This window comes from Bacillus sp. P14.5 (assembly GCF_003316765.1).
GTDB lineage: Bacteria > Bacillota > Bacilli > Bacillales > Bacillaceae_B > Rossellomorea.
In genome coordinates, this window is the sequence record NZ_NIJF01000067.1 from 63,599 (window position 1) to 80,029 (window position 16,431).

Annotated in this window: 17 protein-coding genes and 3 pseudogenes; 8 read left to right on the forward strand and 12 right to left on the reverse strand. The window is 39.3% G+C overall.

Annotated elements, in window-relative coordinates; all coding sequences use genetic code 11:
- Positions 1–225: 225 nt before the first annotated feature.
- Both B9Z54_RS26675 and B9Z54_RS26680 read left to right on the forward strand, forming a co-directional pair.
- A pseudogene (locus tag B9Z54_RS26675) lies at positions 226–1,023 on the forward strand (ABC transporter transmembrane domain-containing protein); the annotation flags it as partial.
- A 108-nt stretch (positions 1,024–1,131) separates the two neighbouring features.
- A pseudogene (locus tag B9Z54_RS26680) lies at positions 1,132–1,678 on the forward strand (ATP-binding cassette domain-containing protein); the annotation flags it as partial.
- A 377-nt stretch (positions 1,679–2,055) separates the two neighbouring features.
- Here B9Z54_RS26680 and B9Z54_RS11565 read toward each other — a convergent pair.
- The 4 genes from B9Z54_RS11565 to B9Z54_RS11580 form a co-directional block, all read right to left on the reverse strand.
- Positions 2,056–2,805, reverse strand: coding sequence for a polyphosphate kinase 2 family protein (locus tag B9Z54_RS11565; protein ID WP_113928556.1), 750 nt, complete (start codon positions 2,803–2,805; stop codon positions 2,056–2,058).
- Between the two features lie 328 nt (positions 2,806–3,133).
- Positions 3,134–3,346: a hypothetical protein gene (locus B9Z54_RS11570; protein ID WP_113928557.1), complete on the reverse strand. Its 213-nt coding sequence runs from the start codon at positions 3,344–3,346 to the stop codon at positions 3,134–3,136.
- A gap of 410 nt (positions 3,347–3,756) precedes the next feature.
- Entirely contained in the window at positions 3,757–4,179 is a 423-nt protein-coding gene (locus B9Z54_RS11575; RefSeq protein ID WP_113928558.1) for a DUF4064 domain-containing protein, read from the reverse strand.
- A gap of 78 nt (positions 4,180–4,257) precedes the next feature.
- Entirely contained in the window at positions 4,258–4,650 is a 393-nt protein-coding gene (locus B9Z54_RS11580; RefSeq protein WP_113928559.1) for a thiol-disulfide oxidoreductase DCC family protein, read from the reverse strand.
- A gap of 886 nt (positions 4,651–5,536) precedes the next feature.
- Here B9Z54_RS11580 and B9Z54_RS11590 point away from each other — a divergent pair.
- Together B9Z54_RS11590 and B9Z54_RS11595 are read left to right on the forward strand one after the other, a co-directional pair.
- The gene (locus tag B9Z54_RS11590) at positions 5,537–6,325 is read left to right on the forward strand and encodes an alpha/beta fold hydrolase (RefSeq protein ID WP_113928561.1); all 789 of its coding nucleotides are present in this window, start codon (positions 5,537–5,539) and stop codon (positions 6,323–6,325) included.
- Between the two features lie 290 nt (positions 6,326–6,615).
- A complete protein-coding gene (locus B9Z54_RS11595; RefSeq protein ID WP_113928562.1) occupies positions 6,616–7,275 on the forward strand; it encodes a DUF429 domain-containing protein in 660 nt (219 codons plus the stop codon).
- A gap of 1,318 nt (positions 7,276–8,593) precedes the next feature.
- Here the strand turns inward: B9Z54_RS11595 and B9Z54_RS11600 are convergent.
- Positions 8,594–9,394 carry an STAS domain-containing protein gene (locus tag B9Z54_RS11600; RefSeq protein ID WP_113928563.1) on the reverse strand — a complete coding sequence of 267 codons (801 nt, stop codon included), beginning with the start codon at positions 9,392–9,394 and terminating at the stop codon, positions 8,594–8,596.
- Positions 9,395–9,853: 459 nt separating this feature from the next.
- Here B9Z54_RS11600 and B9Z54_RS11605 point away from each other — a divergent pair, with 459 nt between their 5' ends.
- Positions 9,854–10,153, forward strand: coding sequence for a DUF3817 domain-containing protein (locus B9Z54_RS11605; RefSeq protein ID WP_113928564.1), 300 nt, complete (start codon positions 9,854–9,856; stop codon positions 10,151–10,153).
- A 395-nt stretch (positions 10,154–10,548) separates the two neighbouring features.
- On the opposite strand, the gene B9Z54_RS11610 is transcribed toward B9Z54_RS11605, so the two are convergent.
- The 3 genes from B9Z54_RS11610 to B9Z54_RS11620 all read right to left on the reverse strand — a co-directional run bounded on the left by B9Z54_RS11610 (position 10,549) and on the right by B9Z54_RS11620 (position 12,711).
- A complete protein-coding gene (locus tag B9Z54_RS11610) occupies positions 10,549–11,028 on the reverse strand; it encodes a site-2 protease family protein (protein ID WP_113928565.1) in 480 nt (159 codons plus the stop codon).
- 418 nt (positions 11,029–11,446) lie between these two features.
- Positions 11,447–11,725 (reverse strand): hypothetical protein, encoded by a 279-nt coding sequence (locus B9Z54_RS11615; RefSeq protein ID WP_113928566.1) that lies wholly within the window; start codon positions 11,723–11,725, stop codon positions 11,447–11,449.
- Positions 11,725–12,711 (reverse strand): Gfo/Idh/MocA family protein, encoded by a 987-nt coding sequence (locus tag B9Z54_RS11620; protein WP_113928567.1) that lies wholly within the window; start codon positions 12,709–12,711, stop codon positions 11,725–11,727. Before B9Z54_RS11620 ends, B9Z54_RS11615 begins: the two co-directional genes overlap by 1 nt.
- A gap of 259 nt (positions 12,712–12,970) precedes the next feature.
- On the opposite strand from B9Z54_RS11620, the pseudogene B9Z54_RS11625 reads away from it, so the two are divergent.
- A pseudogene (locus tag B9Z54_RS11625) lies at positions 12,971–13,782 on the forward strand (DUF2935 domain-containing protein).
- 94 nt (positions 13,783–13,876) lie between these two features.
- Here the strand turns inward: B9Z54_RS11625 and B9Z54_RS11630 are convergent.
- Entirely contained in the window at positions 13,877–14,581 is a 705-nt protein-coding gene (locus B9Z54_RS11630; protein WP_113928568.1) for a class I SAM-dependent methyltransferase, read from the reverse strand.
- Positions 14,582–14,770: 189 nt separating this feature from the next.
- On the opposite strand from B9Z54_RS11630, the gene B9Z54_RS11635 reads away from it, so the two are divergent.
- Positions 14,771–15,010 carry a hypothetical protein gene (locus tag B9Z54_RS11635; RefSeq protein WP_113928569.1) on the forward strand — a complete coding sequence of 80 codons (240 nt, stop codon included), beginning with the start codon at positions 14,771–14,773 and terminating at the stop codon, positions 15,008–15,010.
- Positions 15,011–15,037: 27 nt separating this feature from the next.
- Complete coding sequence (locus B9Z54_RS11640; RefSeq protein ID WP_113928570.1) at positions 15,038–15,409, forward strand: spore germination protein; 372 nt, start codon at positions 15,038–15,040, stop codon at positions 15,407–15,409.
- Here B9Z54_RS11640 and B9Z54_RS24825 read toward each other — a convergent pair.
- From B9Z54_RS24825 to B9Z54_RS11650, 3 genes are all read right to left on the reverse strand, one after another.
- Positions 15,369–15,710 (reverse strand): CPBP family intramembrane glutamic endopeptidase, encoded by a 342-nt coding sequence (locus B9Z54_RS24825; protein ID WP_162785185.1) that lies wholly within the window; start codon positions 15,708–15,710, stop codon positions 15,369–15,371. The two genes, B9Z54_RS11640 and B9Z54_RS24825, sit on opposite strands and share 41 nt — an antisense overlap.
- A gap of 53 nt (positions 15,711–15,763) precedes the next feature.
- Positions 15,764–16,021: a hypothetical protein gene (locus tag B9Z54_RS24830; protein WP_162785186.1), complete on the reverse strand. Its 258-nt coding sequence runs from the start codon at positions 16,019–16,021 to the stop codon at positions 15,764–15,766.
- Positions 16,022–16,221: 200 nt separating this feature from the next.
- Positions 16,222–16,341 (reverse strand): 3-methyladenine DNA glycosylase, encoded by a 120-nt coding sequence (locus B9Z54_RS11650; RefSeq protein ID WP_113928572.1) that lies wholly within the window; start codon positions 16,339–16,341, stop codon positions 16,222–16,224.
- Positions 16,342–16,431 lie beyond the last annotated feature (90 nt).

Here is a 16,431-nt window from a genome sequence, read left to right on the forward strand (position 1 = left end):
GAATTTTTTTATTACAAATATTTTTATTGTAGCACATTGAAAAAGTCCTCTACTATCATTTTAATTGTCCTTGAGGAAAACTGGCGGGTTATTTGATAAAGTATAAATAGATAGTAAAATAGGAACAGTTTGAAGAAAAGAGGAAAAGATATGTCAGAGAGTACAAATAATCCTTCTAACAAAAATCGTTTTATACGGTTACTGAAAATCGGCAAGCCTTCAAAAATGATTTTTTCAGGAGCATTGGTATTAAGTTTATTTGAAACAGCTGCCTCCCTCATAGTTCCGCTTTTCACCATATCTCTAGTGGACCAAATATCAGGATCCGGGATTGAAATGAGTCTCATTTTCCTTCTCCTTGCAGCATTCATTGTGCAGGCAGTCGCCGGCGGATTTTCTCATTATCTCATGACCTTCATTGGAGAGACCTTTGTGGCAAGAATCCGGGAAACTCTTTGGAATCATGTGCTTGAACTCCCAATTTCTTTCTTTGACTCCCATCAATCTGGTGAGACGATGAGCAGGATTACCCAGGATACCAACACGGTAAAAACACTTATTACCAACCACTTGGTTACACTTGTATCTGGTGTAATTACTATCTTAGGTTCTGTGATCATCCTGCTAACGATCGATTGGAGCATGACCATCATTATGTTTGTTGCTGTCCCGGTATCATTGTTGATCATGATGCCGCTTGGGAAGAAAATGCATACCATTTCCCGCCAGACACAGGACGAAATGGCTGATTTCAGTGGAAATCTCGGAAGGGTCCTTTCAGAAATCAGGCTGGTTAAATCCTATAATGGTCAGCCTGCAGAAAGGCAGAATGGCCAAAACGGAATACAAAACCTTTTTAAGTTTGGATTAAAAGAAGCGAAAATCCAAGCTGTTGTTTCTCCATTTATGACGACGATCATGATGGTGGTGCTTGTCGTTATCATTGGGTATGGAGGGGCAAGGGTTTCTGCAGGCGCTCTGTCAGCAGGATCCCTAGTTGCCATCATAATCTACATGTTTCAGATCATTGTCCCTTTCACGCAGCTTGCCACCTTTTTTACTGCTTTTCAAAAAGCCGCTGGAGCCACTGATCGAATTCAGGACCTCCTGGATGTAGAGACAGAAGGGAAAATGGAGAAGAAAATTAGGAGCTTAACAGATGAAAACATCGCATTCCATGATGTCTCCTTCGGTTACAACAATAAAAAGAAGATAATTGACTATCTTTCTTTTGAAATAACTACAGGAAGCACGGCAGCCTTTGTCGGTCCAAGCGGTGGCGGGAAAACGACCATCTTCTCTTTAATTGAACGATTTTATCCTCTCGACAGCGGTGAAATAAGGTTGGGAAGTACCTCTATTGAGAAGATTCCATTACAGGAATGGCGGAGATCAATTGGGTATGTTTCGCAGGAAAGCCCTATCATGTCCGGAACGATTTACGATTACATCTGCTATGGATTACAAAGGAAAATAAAAGAGGAAGAAGTGTTCGAAGCGGCAAAGCAGGCTAATGCTTATGATTTCATTATCAATCTCTCAGATGGATTTCAAACTCAGGTAGGTGAACGAGGTGTGAAGCTTTCCGGGGGACAAAGACAGAGAATTGCCATAGCCAGGGCGCTGCTTAGGAATCCCAAGGTGCTCCTTTTGGATGAAGCCACATCCAACCTTGACAGCGAATCAGAACTTTTGGTGCAAAACGCTTTAAAGAATCTGATGAAGGGAAGAACTACCCTTATTATAGCTCACCGCTTATCTACTGTGGTAGAGGCAGATACTATTTTTGTCATTGAAAATGGATCTATATCCGGCAGCGGGACTCATCAGGAACTTCTACAATCCAATCCGTTGTATAAAAAGCTTGTCCATCAGCAGCTTACTGCTGAAAATTAAAGCTTAATGATAGAGCCGCCCTCTCTGGTTTATAATTTGACAGAGACGGGCGGCTCTCCTTCTTTCTTCCCGGCCAATTTCCTCCCTGTTTGAACTCCTGAGTGGCCCGGCCGCCATGTATACATACTTTAATCTGATAATTCTCTCATAATGACCGGCCTATTCTTTTTTAAAATAATGGCGGACATCGATATTGCGATTTTCCATTTCCTTAAGTATTGTTCTGTTGATGATTTCAAGGGTTTTGACTCTGGCGAACTTCTTATCTTCCCCTTCTATAATATGCCACTCGGCGTTTTCCTTGTCTGTTTCCTGAATCATCTCATCCACCGCTTCTTTATACTTTTCCCATTTCTCTCTATTACGCCAATCTTCTTCTGTGAGTTTCCAGGATTTCATAGGATCATTTTGGCGCTCGTTAAATCTTTTCAGTTGTTCTTCTTTGGAAATGTGAAACCAGAGTTTCAGAATAATATATTTTTCTTTCGATAAAATTCGTTCAAAGTCATTGATTTCACTATAAGCCCTTCTCCATTCAGCTTCCTCAGCAAATTCTTCCACCCTTTCGACAAGAACTCTTCCATACCAGGAACGATCAAAAATCCCAATCTTTCCATACTTAGGCATCCTGTTCCAGAATCTCTGAAGGTAATGATATTGCTTTTGTTCTATTGTTGGAGCCGCAGTTGAATGCACCTCAAAGCCCCTTGGATCAATATTTTGGGTCGTTCTTTTGATCGCCCCTCCTTTCCCGGCAGCGTCCCACCCTTCGAAAACCAGGATGCAGCCGATCTTTTCATCCAGCAGCGCTCTCTGTAAACCTAGTAAAATTAATTGCTGCTTCTTTAATCTCTTGCTATATTCTTTTTTATCTTCAATTTTTTTCGTCAAATCTACTGAGTCCAACATATACTTACCTCCTTCAAAAAATCTTATGCCGCGAAACCATTTTTATATCTTTTTCCTCAGCTAAGTATATTCAAACTTTTATCATGTAGTAGAATCATGTTGAATCGCTTCTGATGGTTTTGTTTTGTCTGGATCGATTCTTTGGTTAAAACCCAAGAGCGGATTTTACCCTTGGGTACCCTGTTCCTTTCCTACCGGTTCTGGTGGACTTAGTTTGTATTTTTAAAATGCATTCAAAGAAGATCCACGTTTTCGAATAGAGCCTGTAAAAAAAAGGTTTTTTCTCAACAAAAAAAGCAGCCCTGCAACAAGACTGCTTCCTTAGTTCTTAAATCCAAGACCATCCACGGCGATTATCATCTTTTCTGTCATCCTGGCCGCCGACATTATCTCTGTCGCGTTTGTGCCTTCTTCTATCATCGGCACCTGCTACATCATCATAGTGGCGCCTTCTTTTATCGTTTTCGTCTAAAATAATGACCTCATTAGCACGAATTAGGACTTTATCAGCATTGATTACACGTCTTTTTTCTTCAGACAATCCTTTCCCCTCCTTTGTACAACCCTTGAACACTAACTTACAAAAGGGTTGGTTTACTTTATGATATGAACAAAAGTTACAAAGGAATGGACATCTATCTCAGAGTTTATCAAATAGGCGAAACCGTATGCCGCTTTTATCTTAATGTGTTTTAATCTGTGCAATAGGTGAATTGTTTTATCGTGCAACGCTTGAATAATTATTAAGTCTTTCGAAAGAAGCAGCCAAAATTCCCTCCCGGTAAATAAAAGTAAAACAGGTACTCACCCTTTAGAGAGAAAAGCCAATGTATCGCGGGTGTTAAACCTGCTATGAGTGCGAAAGCAACACTAAATGGGAAAACAGCCTTTTTAACCTTAACCCTATAAAAGCTATTGACCTGTGATGGCCAATAGCTTTGAGGTTCAGTATTACATTACTGAAACCGGATCTTTTGGTTTTCTGACAAATGCCATAATTCCAGCAATCAAGAACAGGATCCCTGGAAGGAAACCAACACCTATTGTTCCAAGTCCTACTACTAAAGCAGCAATAATAAACAGGATTCCAGCAATAACCGGTTTCTTGTTTCCTTTAATAAGAAGAACAGCTATCAGGCCAAGTATAGAGCTGATCAACCCCAGGCCAATTAGAAAAGGACCAACTGATTCCATTGACTGCATGATAAAATTTGTATCTTCGGCAGTAAGGGTTGGATCCTGGCTGAAATCCTCCTGCATCATCTCCTCTATGGCCCCGCTGTTGGCATTCCATACAAAGCCCATTACGGCAAATAATGCACTCAGTATAACTCCTATGATCCCCATAACTATTTCTCCTGTACGTTTGACCATTTGTGAATCTCCTCCTAATCATTTAATTATGTACTACCCATATTTACGGATAAACAAAAAAAAGATTCAAAATTTCTGTTATTCTAGAAACCTTTTTTTCATTTCAGAGGATGGAAGCATACAACTATCTCTTTTACCGAACCATTTATAGCGATTTTGGGCAATGAAATCGTAGACTTTATCCCTTATCTTCTTCGGGATTACCATGAAGACAAAAAATACCTTCCAAAAGCCGCCAAGATTTTTGCTCACTCTCAGGGCAGCTTCGGATTTCACGTAAAACTTATTCTGCTCTATCAAGATGATACTGTCTATTTTGGGATTAATTTGATACTTTTCTATTACTACTTTTCCTGCATCACTTTGCAAGGAAGCAAACTTAAAATAGGCCCGGTCATCCCTCTTAATTATAAATTGCACGGTATTGTTACAGAGATTGCAAACTCCATCGAATAATATAACAGCTCCCAAAGTATCAACCTCCTTTCCGGCAACTTTATTTTATCATTTTCCTTCAGTGGCATGGTAATGTTTTCATATACATTATCCAATATGCCTAAAGTTATTAACTTGGATGAATTCGTTAAGTAACAGCAGCTTTTTTCATGTTCTTAAGCTTGTATGGACAGCCATGGACTTACATCCAAATTGGCTTTAGAAGATATAAGAGGTAACTTATAGAGGAAGGTTTGAAAGACTATTTGGCCCCCTCGTTTTATTTTTCTGACTTGGTTTTTCCAGGTCAGCTTTTTTTGTTCTTTATCCCACGCTCTTTTTGCAAAGACTGGGGCTGCTTTAATAGTAAGGGATATCCGCTTCAGGCGCACGAATCCAATCCTCCTAGGTAAAAAGGTGAGCAGGGGGGAATTACTAAAAAGCAATAATCTTTCAGAAAACAGACTTACCCTAAAACATAATGGCAGTTTATGCATATAGTATTGTTTTCAGATATCCTCGGTTTCTAATGTCTCTTTCTTTAAACTTAGGGAGCAGCTATTTTTTCTGCTTACCAGGATTTCCCCAACCATAGAAGGCGTTGTCTACTGAATTCATTTCCTCGTTTTGAGAACAAACCAATGTCCGGAAAACACTCAAGAAGAGAATCTTTATGAATTTCAAAGCTATTTCAAAGAATGAAAGCTTTGATCATCAACCCACAAACTTAGGCTGTAACTGTTATAATTAGATTGGGACGGTCTTTTTTTAGTTCCATTACTAGTGTTAGATGATAAATTACGGGTAATAGGTTATAATAGAATCGCTTTAGTAGTCTTCTGAATCCAGAGATAGATCAACTATTGTAATCTATGAATATAATTATTATCTTTTTTATCATCGATTGTGAGGTTGCATTGAAATGTTACATTATCGCACATACTTTAAAAATACTTCATCTCCATGGGTAACGTTTATACATGGGGCAGGCGGAAGTTCAAGTATCTGGTTTAAACAAATAAAAGATTTCAAAAAAGAATTTAATGTGTTGTTGATTGATTTAAGAGGCCATGGAAGTTCAAAGGCATCCTGGAAAAAGGGTGACTCCTTTGTCAATGTGGCAGAAGAAGTCATCGATGTGCTGGACCATCTTGGAATTAAGTCCTCCCACTTCATAGGTATATCACTTGGTACAATTGTGGTTCAAACCCTTGCCGGAAGACATCCGGAAAGGCTCTCTTCCATGATTTTGGCGGGAGCTGTCATTCAATTGAACCTGCGGACGAAATTTTTACTGGCCATTGGGAATGCCTTTAAATTCCTGCTTCCCTATATGTGGCTGTACAAGCTGTTTGCCTGGATTATCATGCCGCGGCCGCGCCATATAGAATCTCGATACACATTCGTTAAACAGGCAAGGAAGATGTGCCAGAAAGAATTCATCCGATGGTTAGGGCTGACCAAATCAATTAACCCTTATCTGAAGAATTTACAAATTGACTCGAAGGGAATTCCGACTCTGTTTGTCATGGGGGAGGAAGACCACCTATTTTTAGCTCCGGTCAGACAGCTTGTAGAAAAGCAAAAAGAGCTGGATTTGCACTTGATTGAGGACTCCGGACATGTTTGTAACATCGACCAGCCAGATAAGTTCAATTCAGTCACTCTAAAATATCTTAGAAAATTAAGTCCACTGCCTGCTGCATTATAGTTACCGCTATCCGTCTTATAATAAGACGGATTTTTTGTGAAAATTATTAATGGAGGCTTATACAGGAATTTGATTCGGAGAACCACTGACTCTATCAATGGGAAGCTGATGAGACAAAATATTTTTTTGGAATTTGTATGCCCACTACCCCAAAAAATCCGATTTATAACCAAAGGATTTTGGGTAGAGTGTTACAGACCGACTTATTAAGCGAAAGCGTTAAACTTGAATAAAAAATAGTTGACCAAACGCTTGAAGATAATACTAATTAATAGAAAGCAGGTGAGTTCATGATAGTTATGGGGATCGATTTATCAGGACCTTCTAATCCCAAGGATACAGTAATATCCATATTTGAAAAAGTCAATGGCTCTCTGAAATTCAGGCAGCTGATTTCTGGAGCCACGGACGAAGTGATTATTTCCAGAATTAAGAGAGAAGCTGAGAATAACTCTGTGTTCGTGGGAATTGACTCACCGCTATCCTACCAGGACGGCGGTGGAGACCGACAGGCTGACAAACGCCTGCGGGCTTATATAAAGAGTCTTGGAATGAATACAGCTTCGGTTATGTCACCCACCATGAATCGAATGGCTTACCTCACATTGAGAGGGATAGCTCTTACAAGAGCCATTGGATCTCTTGAAACAGGCAGACCGGTAAAAATAGTAGAGGTTCATCCTGGAGCAGCTATGGGATCCCGGATATCTGATGAGTTACTCCCTCACCTTCTTCAATACAAAAGAAATGAGGATTCACTTAAGCACATCTTTAATTTTCTTCAATCCACAGGTTTAAACGAACTGCCGGAAGAGGCTTCCTCCTCAACACATGCTGTTGATGCTTGCGCCGCAGCTCTGGGAGCCTGGTTCTGGGCTGATCCATATCTTGAACCGAACTGGTGCCAAGAAGCAGCCCCTCCCCATCATCCATACGACTTTTGCTGCTGAAAAGTTTGGGGTAATCCATGAAAAAATGGCCGCAACGTAAGAGCACTGAAAAATCTAGTATTTCTCGAACCTAACTTTGATTAAATCTAAAGAGGCTGGGACAAAACCTTATAAAAAGCTCTTTTCAAAAGAATGTGTCTGAGTTTAAAGAAAGGATTTCCGCTCCAGGTGCACGACTCCGCGGGGCGGGCGCTGAGCCTCCTCGGCTTTGCCTGCGGGGTCTCACCTGTCCCGCTAGTCCCGCAGGAGGTCGCACACCTTCCGCTCCAATCCGCCTACAATCAGGAACTGGCGGATAACCTACTCTAAAAAATAACATCTTTAAGGTAAGAGCCTAATAACAAAAATAAAACCTCATGAGATCAAGGTTATAACCTTGATCTCATGAGGTTTTATTTTCGATGTTTTCTACTTGCATCAATTAGTTTTCTACTTTTGTCCCAGCCTCTTTGCTCTGCGTCTTGAAGCCTCTCTTAGCGGCACCGGCCAAAATGGCCAATTGGTTGTTTTCATCAGCAATTAATTCCCAATGAAAAATTTTAAGAAATAAGAGGAGAAAATCCGCTTATATTAAAAGGCTCTTCACGTAAACTTTGTGGCTATTTAATACTAATTCCAGAGAAAAACAACCTTAATTCTCCGGGATAACTTAGTTAACATGAAAAGAAAAGAGCTGATCCCTCCGATTAAAGTGAAAAACCTTAGTACCCGGGGAAAAATCCGGCTCTTGGGATTTTTCCGAAAGCAACAATGTATGCGAAAATAGCCTTTTAAAAAGAGCACCATAAACAGCTAAATTAAGCGGAGAAATTCCGCTTATTCTATTTGCTTAAAAGATGTGAAAATGGTCCATTTAGCTGTGTTTAAGCGGAAAAAATTTCGCTTAATACCTCATATCAAATACAATTTTGCATCTTAGCCGGAAAAATTCCGCTTATTTTGAATTATTCATATCATTCATAAATAAACCATCTGCTTGAATGGTAAGAAGTGTTAGGGAGAACCGCTAATCCCCTCATGAAAGGATATTTTCAATACCTCGCTATAAGCCCGTTGGAACCCCCGTCATACCCTGGTGTTTTCAGGACCATGAATAAAGATTAAGCCGGCTGTCCTTCCTTTTTCAGGAAGGACAGCCGGCTTTTATACTCGATCATTACTTTCATCTACGGTAAGATTTTAGAACACTTTTAATGTGCACCGGAAAAATACCATTACAACTTGTAACTCCATGCGAATCATACCGGAACAATTCTGCCGATTGAATTACTGTTGGCCTTTTTCAAAACTCCCGAAGCATTGGCAGAGTTTTCTTTTATTAACGGATAAGACTTTCAACATGCAATCCATTTTCCTTCAAAGCCTGCTTCAAGCTGCTGTATGAAGGATAATCTTTGAAATCAATACCTAAATGTACCGCTGTCATTGCCAATTCAGGTCGAATACCTGAAAGGTAAGCTTCTACTCCAATCAATTTTAAACTACAGATCATTTGGAAGATTTGATTGGCGATCATCGTGTCTATCGTTCCTACTCCGGAAATATCAATAAATAACCTGGTGATGTTATACTTTGTGCATTGCTCTAATACTGAATCAGCCAGCCCTTCTGCGATGGTGATATTCAAATTTCCAAGCAAAGGAAAAATCGCAACAGATTCAGTAACGGGTATCACAGGTGATATTATCGCTTTAATAAGATTTTCCTGCTTTGATAATGATTCTTTTGTTTTCGCATGATAGATTTCAGTGAATTTCTCTATGACAGAATCAAACCCTGAATTCAACTCCCTGCTCCACTCCAATACTTGAGGAGTTTCCGGATTGTGATCATTTATGAATTTCTCAATATATCTCCATAATATCCTCCTAAATATGCCAAACTGCTGAACCACCTCAAATATCGATGTACCATTCTTCACACGTTCTTGTGCGATCTTTTCAGCCCAAAGAACAACTTTTTCGCCAAAGTTATCCTTGCAAATGAATACATAAGCAAGACTTTCAATGAATTCCGAATTTTGGCTTCGCAGCGTGCTCTCCATCTCAGCGGATGCATTTTTGGAATAAACAGAATATCCACTAGAGTCCTTGCGGGAATCGAGCCAGTCATCTGTCATATTAGGTGCACTATCTATTATGAATTGAAAAAGCAGTTTATTATTTTTTCCTGCATAAGGGGGTTCACCTCATCTTAAATATACTTTCATTTTATAAAGCTTTAGTAGTTTTGGCAATATTTAACTGTTTTTTAGAATTTGCTTAGAAAAGCATTGTAACCCGCATATAACCTATGTTTTAATTCAGGCTGCGCAGCCTTTAAATCAATCATTGACTCCATAAAAAGATGAATTGTTGCCTGCATAAGGTGTTCTCCCAAGCAATCCTGGAGATTACTAGCAGCACTACCTAGACAATACAGGTCGTATTCACCATTTCTCAAAAGGGTAGTGCCACACATCAAATTAATATGATCAGTGGCACAAAGTGAATATTTAATGAAATATTTAGCAAGAAGTGATTTATCCTTGCTGAATATACTATAATAATAAAACAAGTATATATATTGGAGGACAATTATGTTAAAAACTGATATTGGACGATTTAGAGTTATGGGATTTATTGAAGGTGCATCTCTACTGATTCTGTTATTCATTGCAATGCCGCTTAAATACATAGCAGACATCCCTGAAGCTGTTTCAGTTGCCGGTGCCTTACATGGCTTCTTTTTCATTCTCTATTTATTGGTTATTGGTTATACGACAATCAAAGTGCGCTGGGCATTCAAGTGGATTTTTGGCTCAGTCCTGGTCGCCTTTGTTCCATTCGGAAATCTGATGCTGGACAGCCGATTAAAGAAATCAAATTTCACAGCTTAAGGAGCTTTCCAGATTGAAGTGAAGATTTTAAATCAACTGCAGCAGTGGAAACCCTGCTGCAGTTTCACCTCCCAAAAGGATATTATCCTAAAAAAATACCCTCCTCAAAATTTTTATCGAGAAGGGTATTTTTTGTATACTATGACTTTTATCAATAGGATTTTGAACTTCTTCGTTTATTTCTATACTTTTTGTAGATTGGATAAACAATTGGTCCCCACTTTATAAGAGATCTAATGATACGCTTCATGCCGTAACCTCCCTATGATTTCTTATAGTAATGGTTTTCCCTTAATATCAAATTCATAAACTAGCAGTCTCATTCTAAAGTTCATGGTACATATGTGGCTAGAAGGTTTTTTCAGCCTTTATTGGATGGTATTCTAAAATTATCATCAGTCTATAGGATCAGCTTTTTTCCCATACTTTATCACTTCGTAAATAGCCAGCCCGTCACTTGGCTGCCCTTCTCCTGTCTTAAAAGGAAACAGAGAGAAAAAGATGAAATATACTGAAAAATAGACGAACTGATAAAAGAAAATATGGACAGGCAGTGTTCCTTGATAGATCAGAAAGTTGACCACCAGGATTACTGCAAGGTTCGCAAGACTGCCGGCTAAGTAGATGAATATATGAACCCATATTTTATCGTATTTTAGACTTTCATATTGACACCAGCCATCCATAAAGTATAATCTTTTCACTTCTAATGGACCGACCTTGAATAAAGTTTTACCCGCACCCAGCGTAAAATTTATTTTTGCACCAAATGCTCTTGCTGCCAGAACATGCCCTGCCTCATGAACCAATGTCACCAAAGGCAATGTTAAGAAGAATGCAAGAAAAAAGGTCCACATATCACCTAGTGTAAACATTTACTAAACCCCCGTTTTTTATTTCCTCTGTCTATTGCCGGAACTCTTATATTCTAAGCGTATTGCATTCGAATTTAACAGACTCGTAATACTAGGTTCACAGATGTATTAAAGGAGGCAGAATTTGGTGTCGAACTAAACTCTTCTAAATATTCTGTATACAAAGAAAGAGTCCTCTTTAAGAAGGACCCTTCACCGCACAATGCTGTAGTTTAAATGCAAAGCTGTTTTTGAATATAATTCTGCTTCCGAAAAGATTCCAGGAGCCGGTTTCCCCTTAGATACCAATGTTTTTCTCTTTGAACGAGGAGACCGGTTCTTTTCTATTTGTCAGGATATAGCCGATGAATAATAGTGTCATTTTTTTAAGGTTCTATTACAAAGCAACTAGGTTTACGTAAATAGCCAAGTGGAATAGCTACTGAAGCTTTTTATATTCCCGTATAAAAAAAGCTGGATCTTGTTTTACATAAAAAGTGTGAACACCCTGATGAGTATGTAAATAAAGAAACCCTCTTCCTTCATTTAATGACTTGTAGGAAATATCATAGACATCTTTTATCCAAAAAGATTTCAATGAGCATTCTATAAATTCGCCATATAGTAATAATTCATGTTCTGATTCATGTGATGCCTGGATATTACTTTCTATCTTCCTGGAGACAACATAATAAGGGTGGCTCGCAATTACTTTCATTAAGAATCATCACTGGGAAACCTAATACCGATCTGCCTTCTTGCCTCTTCCAGAATTTCCATAGTTTCTAAAGATTGCCTGAAGGATTGTATGGCTGATTCTTTTTCACCTTTCTTAACCAGGTCGACAAACTCACTGATTTCGTAAAACATGGTATTTTCCTCTTGAGCAGTACTGATATCTTCAATTGAACCATCTCTGTAATGTAATTCTACCTTTTGAGGATCAGAAATACTGTCAATGATAATGCTGCCATCCTCTCCTTGAATTTCTGAAGGGATGTTGGAATTTGTAATCTTAGAGTACATCGCCACTGCTTCCATATCTTCATATTTAAAAAGAATGGTTCCTTCACCATCTGCACCTGTCTCCAGTAACATCCCCTGGGCAAAAATACTGTCAGGCACTCCAAATAAGGCAACTATTGGAACAATGCAGTAAACGCCGATATCCATCAACGAACCATTCGCCAGTTGAGGTTTGAAAGCATTAAGGACCGTTCCCTCCCTATATGCATCGTACCTGGAGGAATATTGATTTTTAACAGACACAAATCTTCTTACCTTGCCAATCTTGGGAAGGTTGTCTTTGATTGCCTGAAAACCTGGGATGAAGGTCGTTTTTAATGCCTCCATCAACAAAACGTCATTTTCCTTGGCTGCCTGAATCATGGTCAGAAGTTCTTTGGTATTACTGGCAGCAGGCTTTTCACATAAGACGTGTTTTCCATTATTCATAAAGAGAATGGATTGTTCAGCGTGCAGAATATTGGGACTTGCTATGTAAACGGCATCGATGGTGTCGCTCTTTGCCATCTCCTCCAAGTCAGTGAACGTTTTCTTCACTCCGTGTTTCCCTGCAAATTCACCAGCTCGTTCCGCTGTCCTGGAAAAGACCGCTGTCAGTTCAAAGCCCTCCACTTTTCCTGCAGCATCCAGAAATCGATCAGTTATCCAATTGGTACCAACAACTCCAAATCGAATCATTTTAAACCCCTCTCTATTCACTACTTGAATATTTAATACTCACACTTTATCACTTTTTACGAACAGAATGAAATTATACACGCTGATTGAGAAACAACTTTTACTAATTTTTGCTCACTTGCTCTCATATATTTAACCGATATGATTCAGACAGGTCTGATTTTTTTCTTCCCTGCTCCGAAGTGTAATGGTAACGGAGAAACAATTACCGTCATTATGGAAGGGTCTTTCGAGAAAATATAAAGGAGTGTCATTATGTATGAGTAGAAATGGTTTTGAGGAAAAAGCCCTTTATGAACATTGCTTTTGGCTTCAAATACTTGGTGACCACGCCCGATTCATTAGAGATACATTGTCACCAGTCGAGAAAGAGGAGATCGAAAAAGCGGAACAATTTATCGGCATCATGGATCAGCTTCTTGAAATGTCAAGGCAGCCTCTATCGGGGCAAAAGCTGGAAGATCTGACAGCAATGGCTGCAAAACAGACGGAGAAGTTAAGAACATTCAAACTTTCGCTTATAAAAAGAAATTAACCGGGAAGGTGATCATCGGACTCGGCGAAACCTTCATAAATCATATGGTCAATGAATTGGAGGAATATATTAAAATCCTTGATGGTCTCATTAAAAACCAGGAGGTCCCTGATTTTCACCCTGTTCATCATCATTTGCTCTGGCTGTCCGATGCTGCAGGACATGCAGGCGCAATAAACGATAATCTCGACCTTAGTGAGAAAAAATTGAAACACCAAAGTACCGCTTTTCAAAAAGAATTTGAAGCATTTTATTTAAAAGCCATCGAACTTGCAGGTTATATGAGAACTGGCCTTGTCGAGTTCCCTGCCCTAAAGAAGTTCAATGAAGATGTGGAACTTGAAATGAAAATTTTCAAAGGCTTTCTAGATGAGTTAGAGGAGTGGGAGATGAACAATAAGCTGCTTGGTTCATTTTCTGCATTAATGGCTGACCATATGGGGCGGGAAGAATGTTACTACCTAATCAAACTTTACGAATCAGCAGGAACCCAGCTGCCGGAATGCGACCCTACTGCTCCCCGGGTAAAAGTCTAGATCCATTACCACTTTAATTCCCTAAGAGGGACAGTCCCTTTTCACGCATTAAAATAATAAAACACCCAAAAGCCCAAGTCATCTTGGGCTTCCTTCATTTTATACAGCGGATGATCCGCACTCCAAGCAAGTCTTTGTATTTCGCTAAATATTCTTCATGTCGGTCCAGCATTTCATGGATTTCCTCTGGAATAACTTCAGATAAATTAAATTCTATAACGGGTTCAGGAGATAGCAGCGGAAAGTCAGGGCTTTCAATCTCAACCATGCTGAATCCCGCTTCCTCTGTACATTTTCTCCATTCTTCCTCCTTGAGAAGATACTGTACACCGTAGAAATTGTTTACCTCATCCTTATTTTCATTTGCGATTTCTCCCTCAGCTGTCATCTCGACTGCAATGAGGACACCTCCTGATTTTAACACTCTATGAGCTTCCGAGAGGACGGCTTTCTTGTCTACAAATGATAATACTGATTCACTGATTATGAAATCAAACTCTTGGTCATCAAAGGGCATACTCTCTGCAGATCCTTCAATGAGCTCGACATTAAAGCCTTCAGCTTGCATTCTCTTGCGGGCTTTTTCCAGCATGACCGGGTGATTTTCCAAACCCACCACTCTGCTTCCGAACATTTCTTTTATGAAAGCTGCTGTCTGCCCTGTTCCACAGCCGATATCCAGTACTGACATGCTGTCTGATATAGTTTCTCGGTACAATAGTTCTTTTGTTAGCAAAATCCCTCCAGGATGTGCTCCTCCAATTCCATATAAAGCCAAGAAATCAAGATAATTGCCCATTTCTCCAACTCCTCTTTCCCAATAATTTCGTAAAGTCACTGACTTTTATACATAGTCCAGCCTCCGCCCGCTATCCCTTTCTCTAATCATTTAATGAATAGCAGAGGAAATAGGTGAATGTACAAGCAACCTGTCTATCTTTGAATAAATTGATATTATACTAACTGAATTTGAGAGGAGAAGATAAATATGAACTATTATAACTTATGCTGCCGCTACCATGGGAAGGTCGTCAGAATCAATGATCGTTTTGGGAGGAACCATATTGGAGAAATCACGAGAGTTACAAACAGCAAAGTATATATCCGTCCTGTAAGATCAAATCAGGGATACGGCTACCTGGGCTGGGGTTATGGCTATGCTGGATTTGGATACGGAATCGCCTTGGGAACAATTACAGGATTGGCACTTGCTGCATTCTTCTGGTAAAACTGTATAAAAAGGAGCCAGAGCATCATGCCTTGTTTTATAAAAAGTGTATATATTAAAGAAATAAGTGGCGGGGAAGTTATTTTCGGTGGTCCAATATATCAGTCACCGATTTCAAGCAGCAAAAGCACTACTGGACCTGGTTCAGGAAACATAGGTCCGTTTCAAATTACCAATACAGGTTTTTCCAGCACAACTGCATTCCCGGTTGAAATTCCAGGATCCAGCAGCGGCCACCCTTTTAATTTTTTTAACCATCGTAAATTCACACCAAAAAGCAGGATGTTTTATAAAAAGCACCCTGCTTTTTTCTTCTTAACAGTAGAACTTTCTTACTGTACTCCCCTAAACCGCAAATTCACTGCCAATTATGAATATACACCAAATAAACCAACATGATCCCCGTGTCCGCTAATACATGACTGAGGATAGGGGCAGCGAGCGATCCGGATTTATGTCTGAAAAATCCCCAAATGATCCCTGCCAAAAATATTGGAATGACGGCTATCACATTGAACGGCCAATTAAACAACTCCATAAGGGATAGCAAATGATACAAGCTGTAGAAGAAGGAAGAAATGATGATGGCCATTCCAGCTGAAGAAGACACCTTCAACTCTTCAAAAATGAAATTCCTCCAATAATTCTCCTCTAAATAAGGATTTAACACTATAAGAACAGCCATCAATAGCCAAATCATCCTGCCGTCGAAATTCCACTCCCTTAATAAGGAACGAATAAGTTCAAGATCTATTAAGAAGGAAAAAAATAAGAAACAGCGGCAAAAATGATTACAAGCACTAGGATTCCACTGACAATTCCCAATAATAATGAGCGGGACGTTATGGTGAATTTCCATTGTGAATGATTTTGCTTCTTCCAACTTAAGCAGAGAGGAGCAAGGAGAAGCCATCCGTAGAATAATGCAAATGTTAAAGGTACATTTCCAATGAGGGTCAGCCCAATGAATATCATTAGTGTTGGACCCATCAGCAAAATAGTTTTTTCCATGCCCCACCTCTAAAAAACAATATACTCTATATTCTATCATTGACTCTAATGGTTGAGGACCAATATGACCACTTTTAGAAAATGAGATTTAAAGCCAGCAACCGTTTAAGCAGCAATATATGCTGGAATATCTTCTAAAAAAGGATAGAACTCATTGAGAGCCCTACCCTTGGTTTCTTTATTGGACTTACTTGATAGAATCAATCTTCCGGATGTTTTGGTTTATCGGGATCCTTCTGAGGATCGATTTCCTGATTGCTTTCCTTTTTTTCTTCCTGTTCTAAAGAGAGGTTATCTTTTTCTTCTTGTTCTTTGCTCATTATGAATTCCTCCTTTAAGTTGCTTTCAACAATCTTTTCCCTTTCTGGATTTTAATCAAACAGGAATATGTATATTTCTTGGTGATTTAC

Coding starts and splice junctions, on each gene's coding strand:
- B9Z54_RS11565 (WP_113928556.1), bottom strand. CDS start 2,805: ATGTTGGACTCAGTAGATTTGACGAAAAAAATTGAAGATAAAAAAGAA.
- B9Z54_RS11575 (WP_113928558.1), bottom strand. CDS start 4,179: ATGGTCAAACGTACAGGAGAAATAGTTATGGGGATCATAGGAGTTATA.
- B9Z54_RS11590 (WP_113928561.1), top strand. CDS start 5,537: ATGTTACATTATCGCACATACTTTAAAAATACTTCATCTCCATGGGTA.
- B9Z54_RS11595 (WP_113928562.1), top strand. CDS start 6,616: ATGATAGTTATGGGGATCGATTTATCAGGACCTTCTAATCCCAAGGAT.
- B9Z54_RS11600 (WP_113928563.1), bottom strand. CDS start 9,394: ATGACAGATGACTGGCTCGATTCCCGCAAGGACTCTAGTGGATATTCT.
- B9Z54_RS11605 (WP_113928564.1), top strand. CDS start 9,854: ATGTTAAAAACTGATATTGGACGATTTAGAGTTATGGGATTTATTGAA.
- B9Z54_RS11610 (WP_113928565.1), bottom strand. CDS start 11,028: ATGTTTACACTAGGTGATATGTGGACCTTTTTTCTTGCATTCTTCTTA.
- B9Z54_RS11615 (WP_113928566.1), bottom strand. CDS start 11,725: ATGAAAGTAATTGCGAGCCACCCTTATTATGTTGTCTCCAGGAAGATA.
- B9Z54_RS11620 (WP_113928567.1), bottom strand. CDS start 12,711: ATGATTCGATTTGGAGTTGTTGGTACCAATTGGATAACTGATCGATTT.
- B9Z54_RS11630 (WP_113928568.1), bottom strand. CDS start 14,581: ATGGGCAATTATCTTGATTTCTTGGCTTTATATGGAATTGGAGGAGCA.
- B9Z54_RS11635 (WP_113928569.1), top strand. CDS start 14,771: ATGAACTATTATAACTTATGCTGCCGCTACCATGGGAAGGTCGTCAGA.
- B9Z54_RS11640 (WP_113928570.1), top strand. CDS start 15,038: ATGCCTTGTTTTATAAAAAGTGTATATATTAAAGAAATAAGTGGCGGG.
- B9Z54_RS24825 (WP_162785185.1), bottom strand. CDS start 15,710: ATGATTTGGCTATTGATGGCTGTTCTTATAGTGTTAAATCCTTATTTA.
- B9Z54_RS24830 (WP_162785186.1), bottom strand. CDS start 16,021: ATGGAAAAAACTATTTTGCTGATGGGTCCAACACTAATGATATTCATT.
- B9Z54_RS11650 (WP_113928572.1), bottom strand. CDS start 16,341: ATGAGCAAAGAACAAGAAGAAAAAGATAACCTCTCTTTAGAACAGGAA.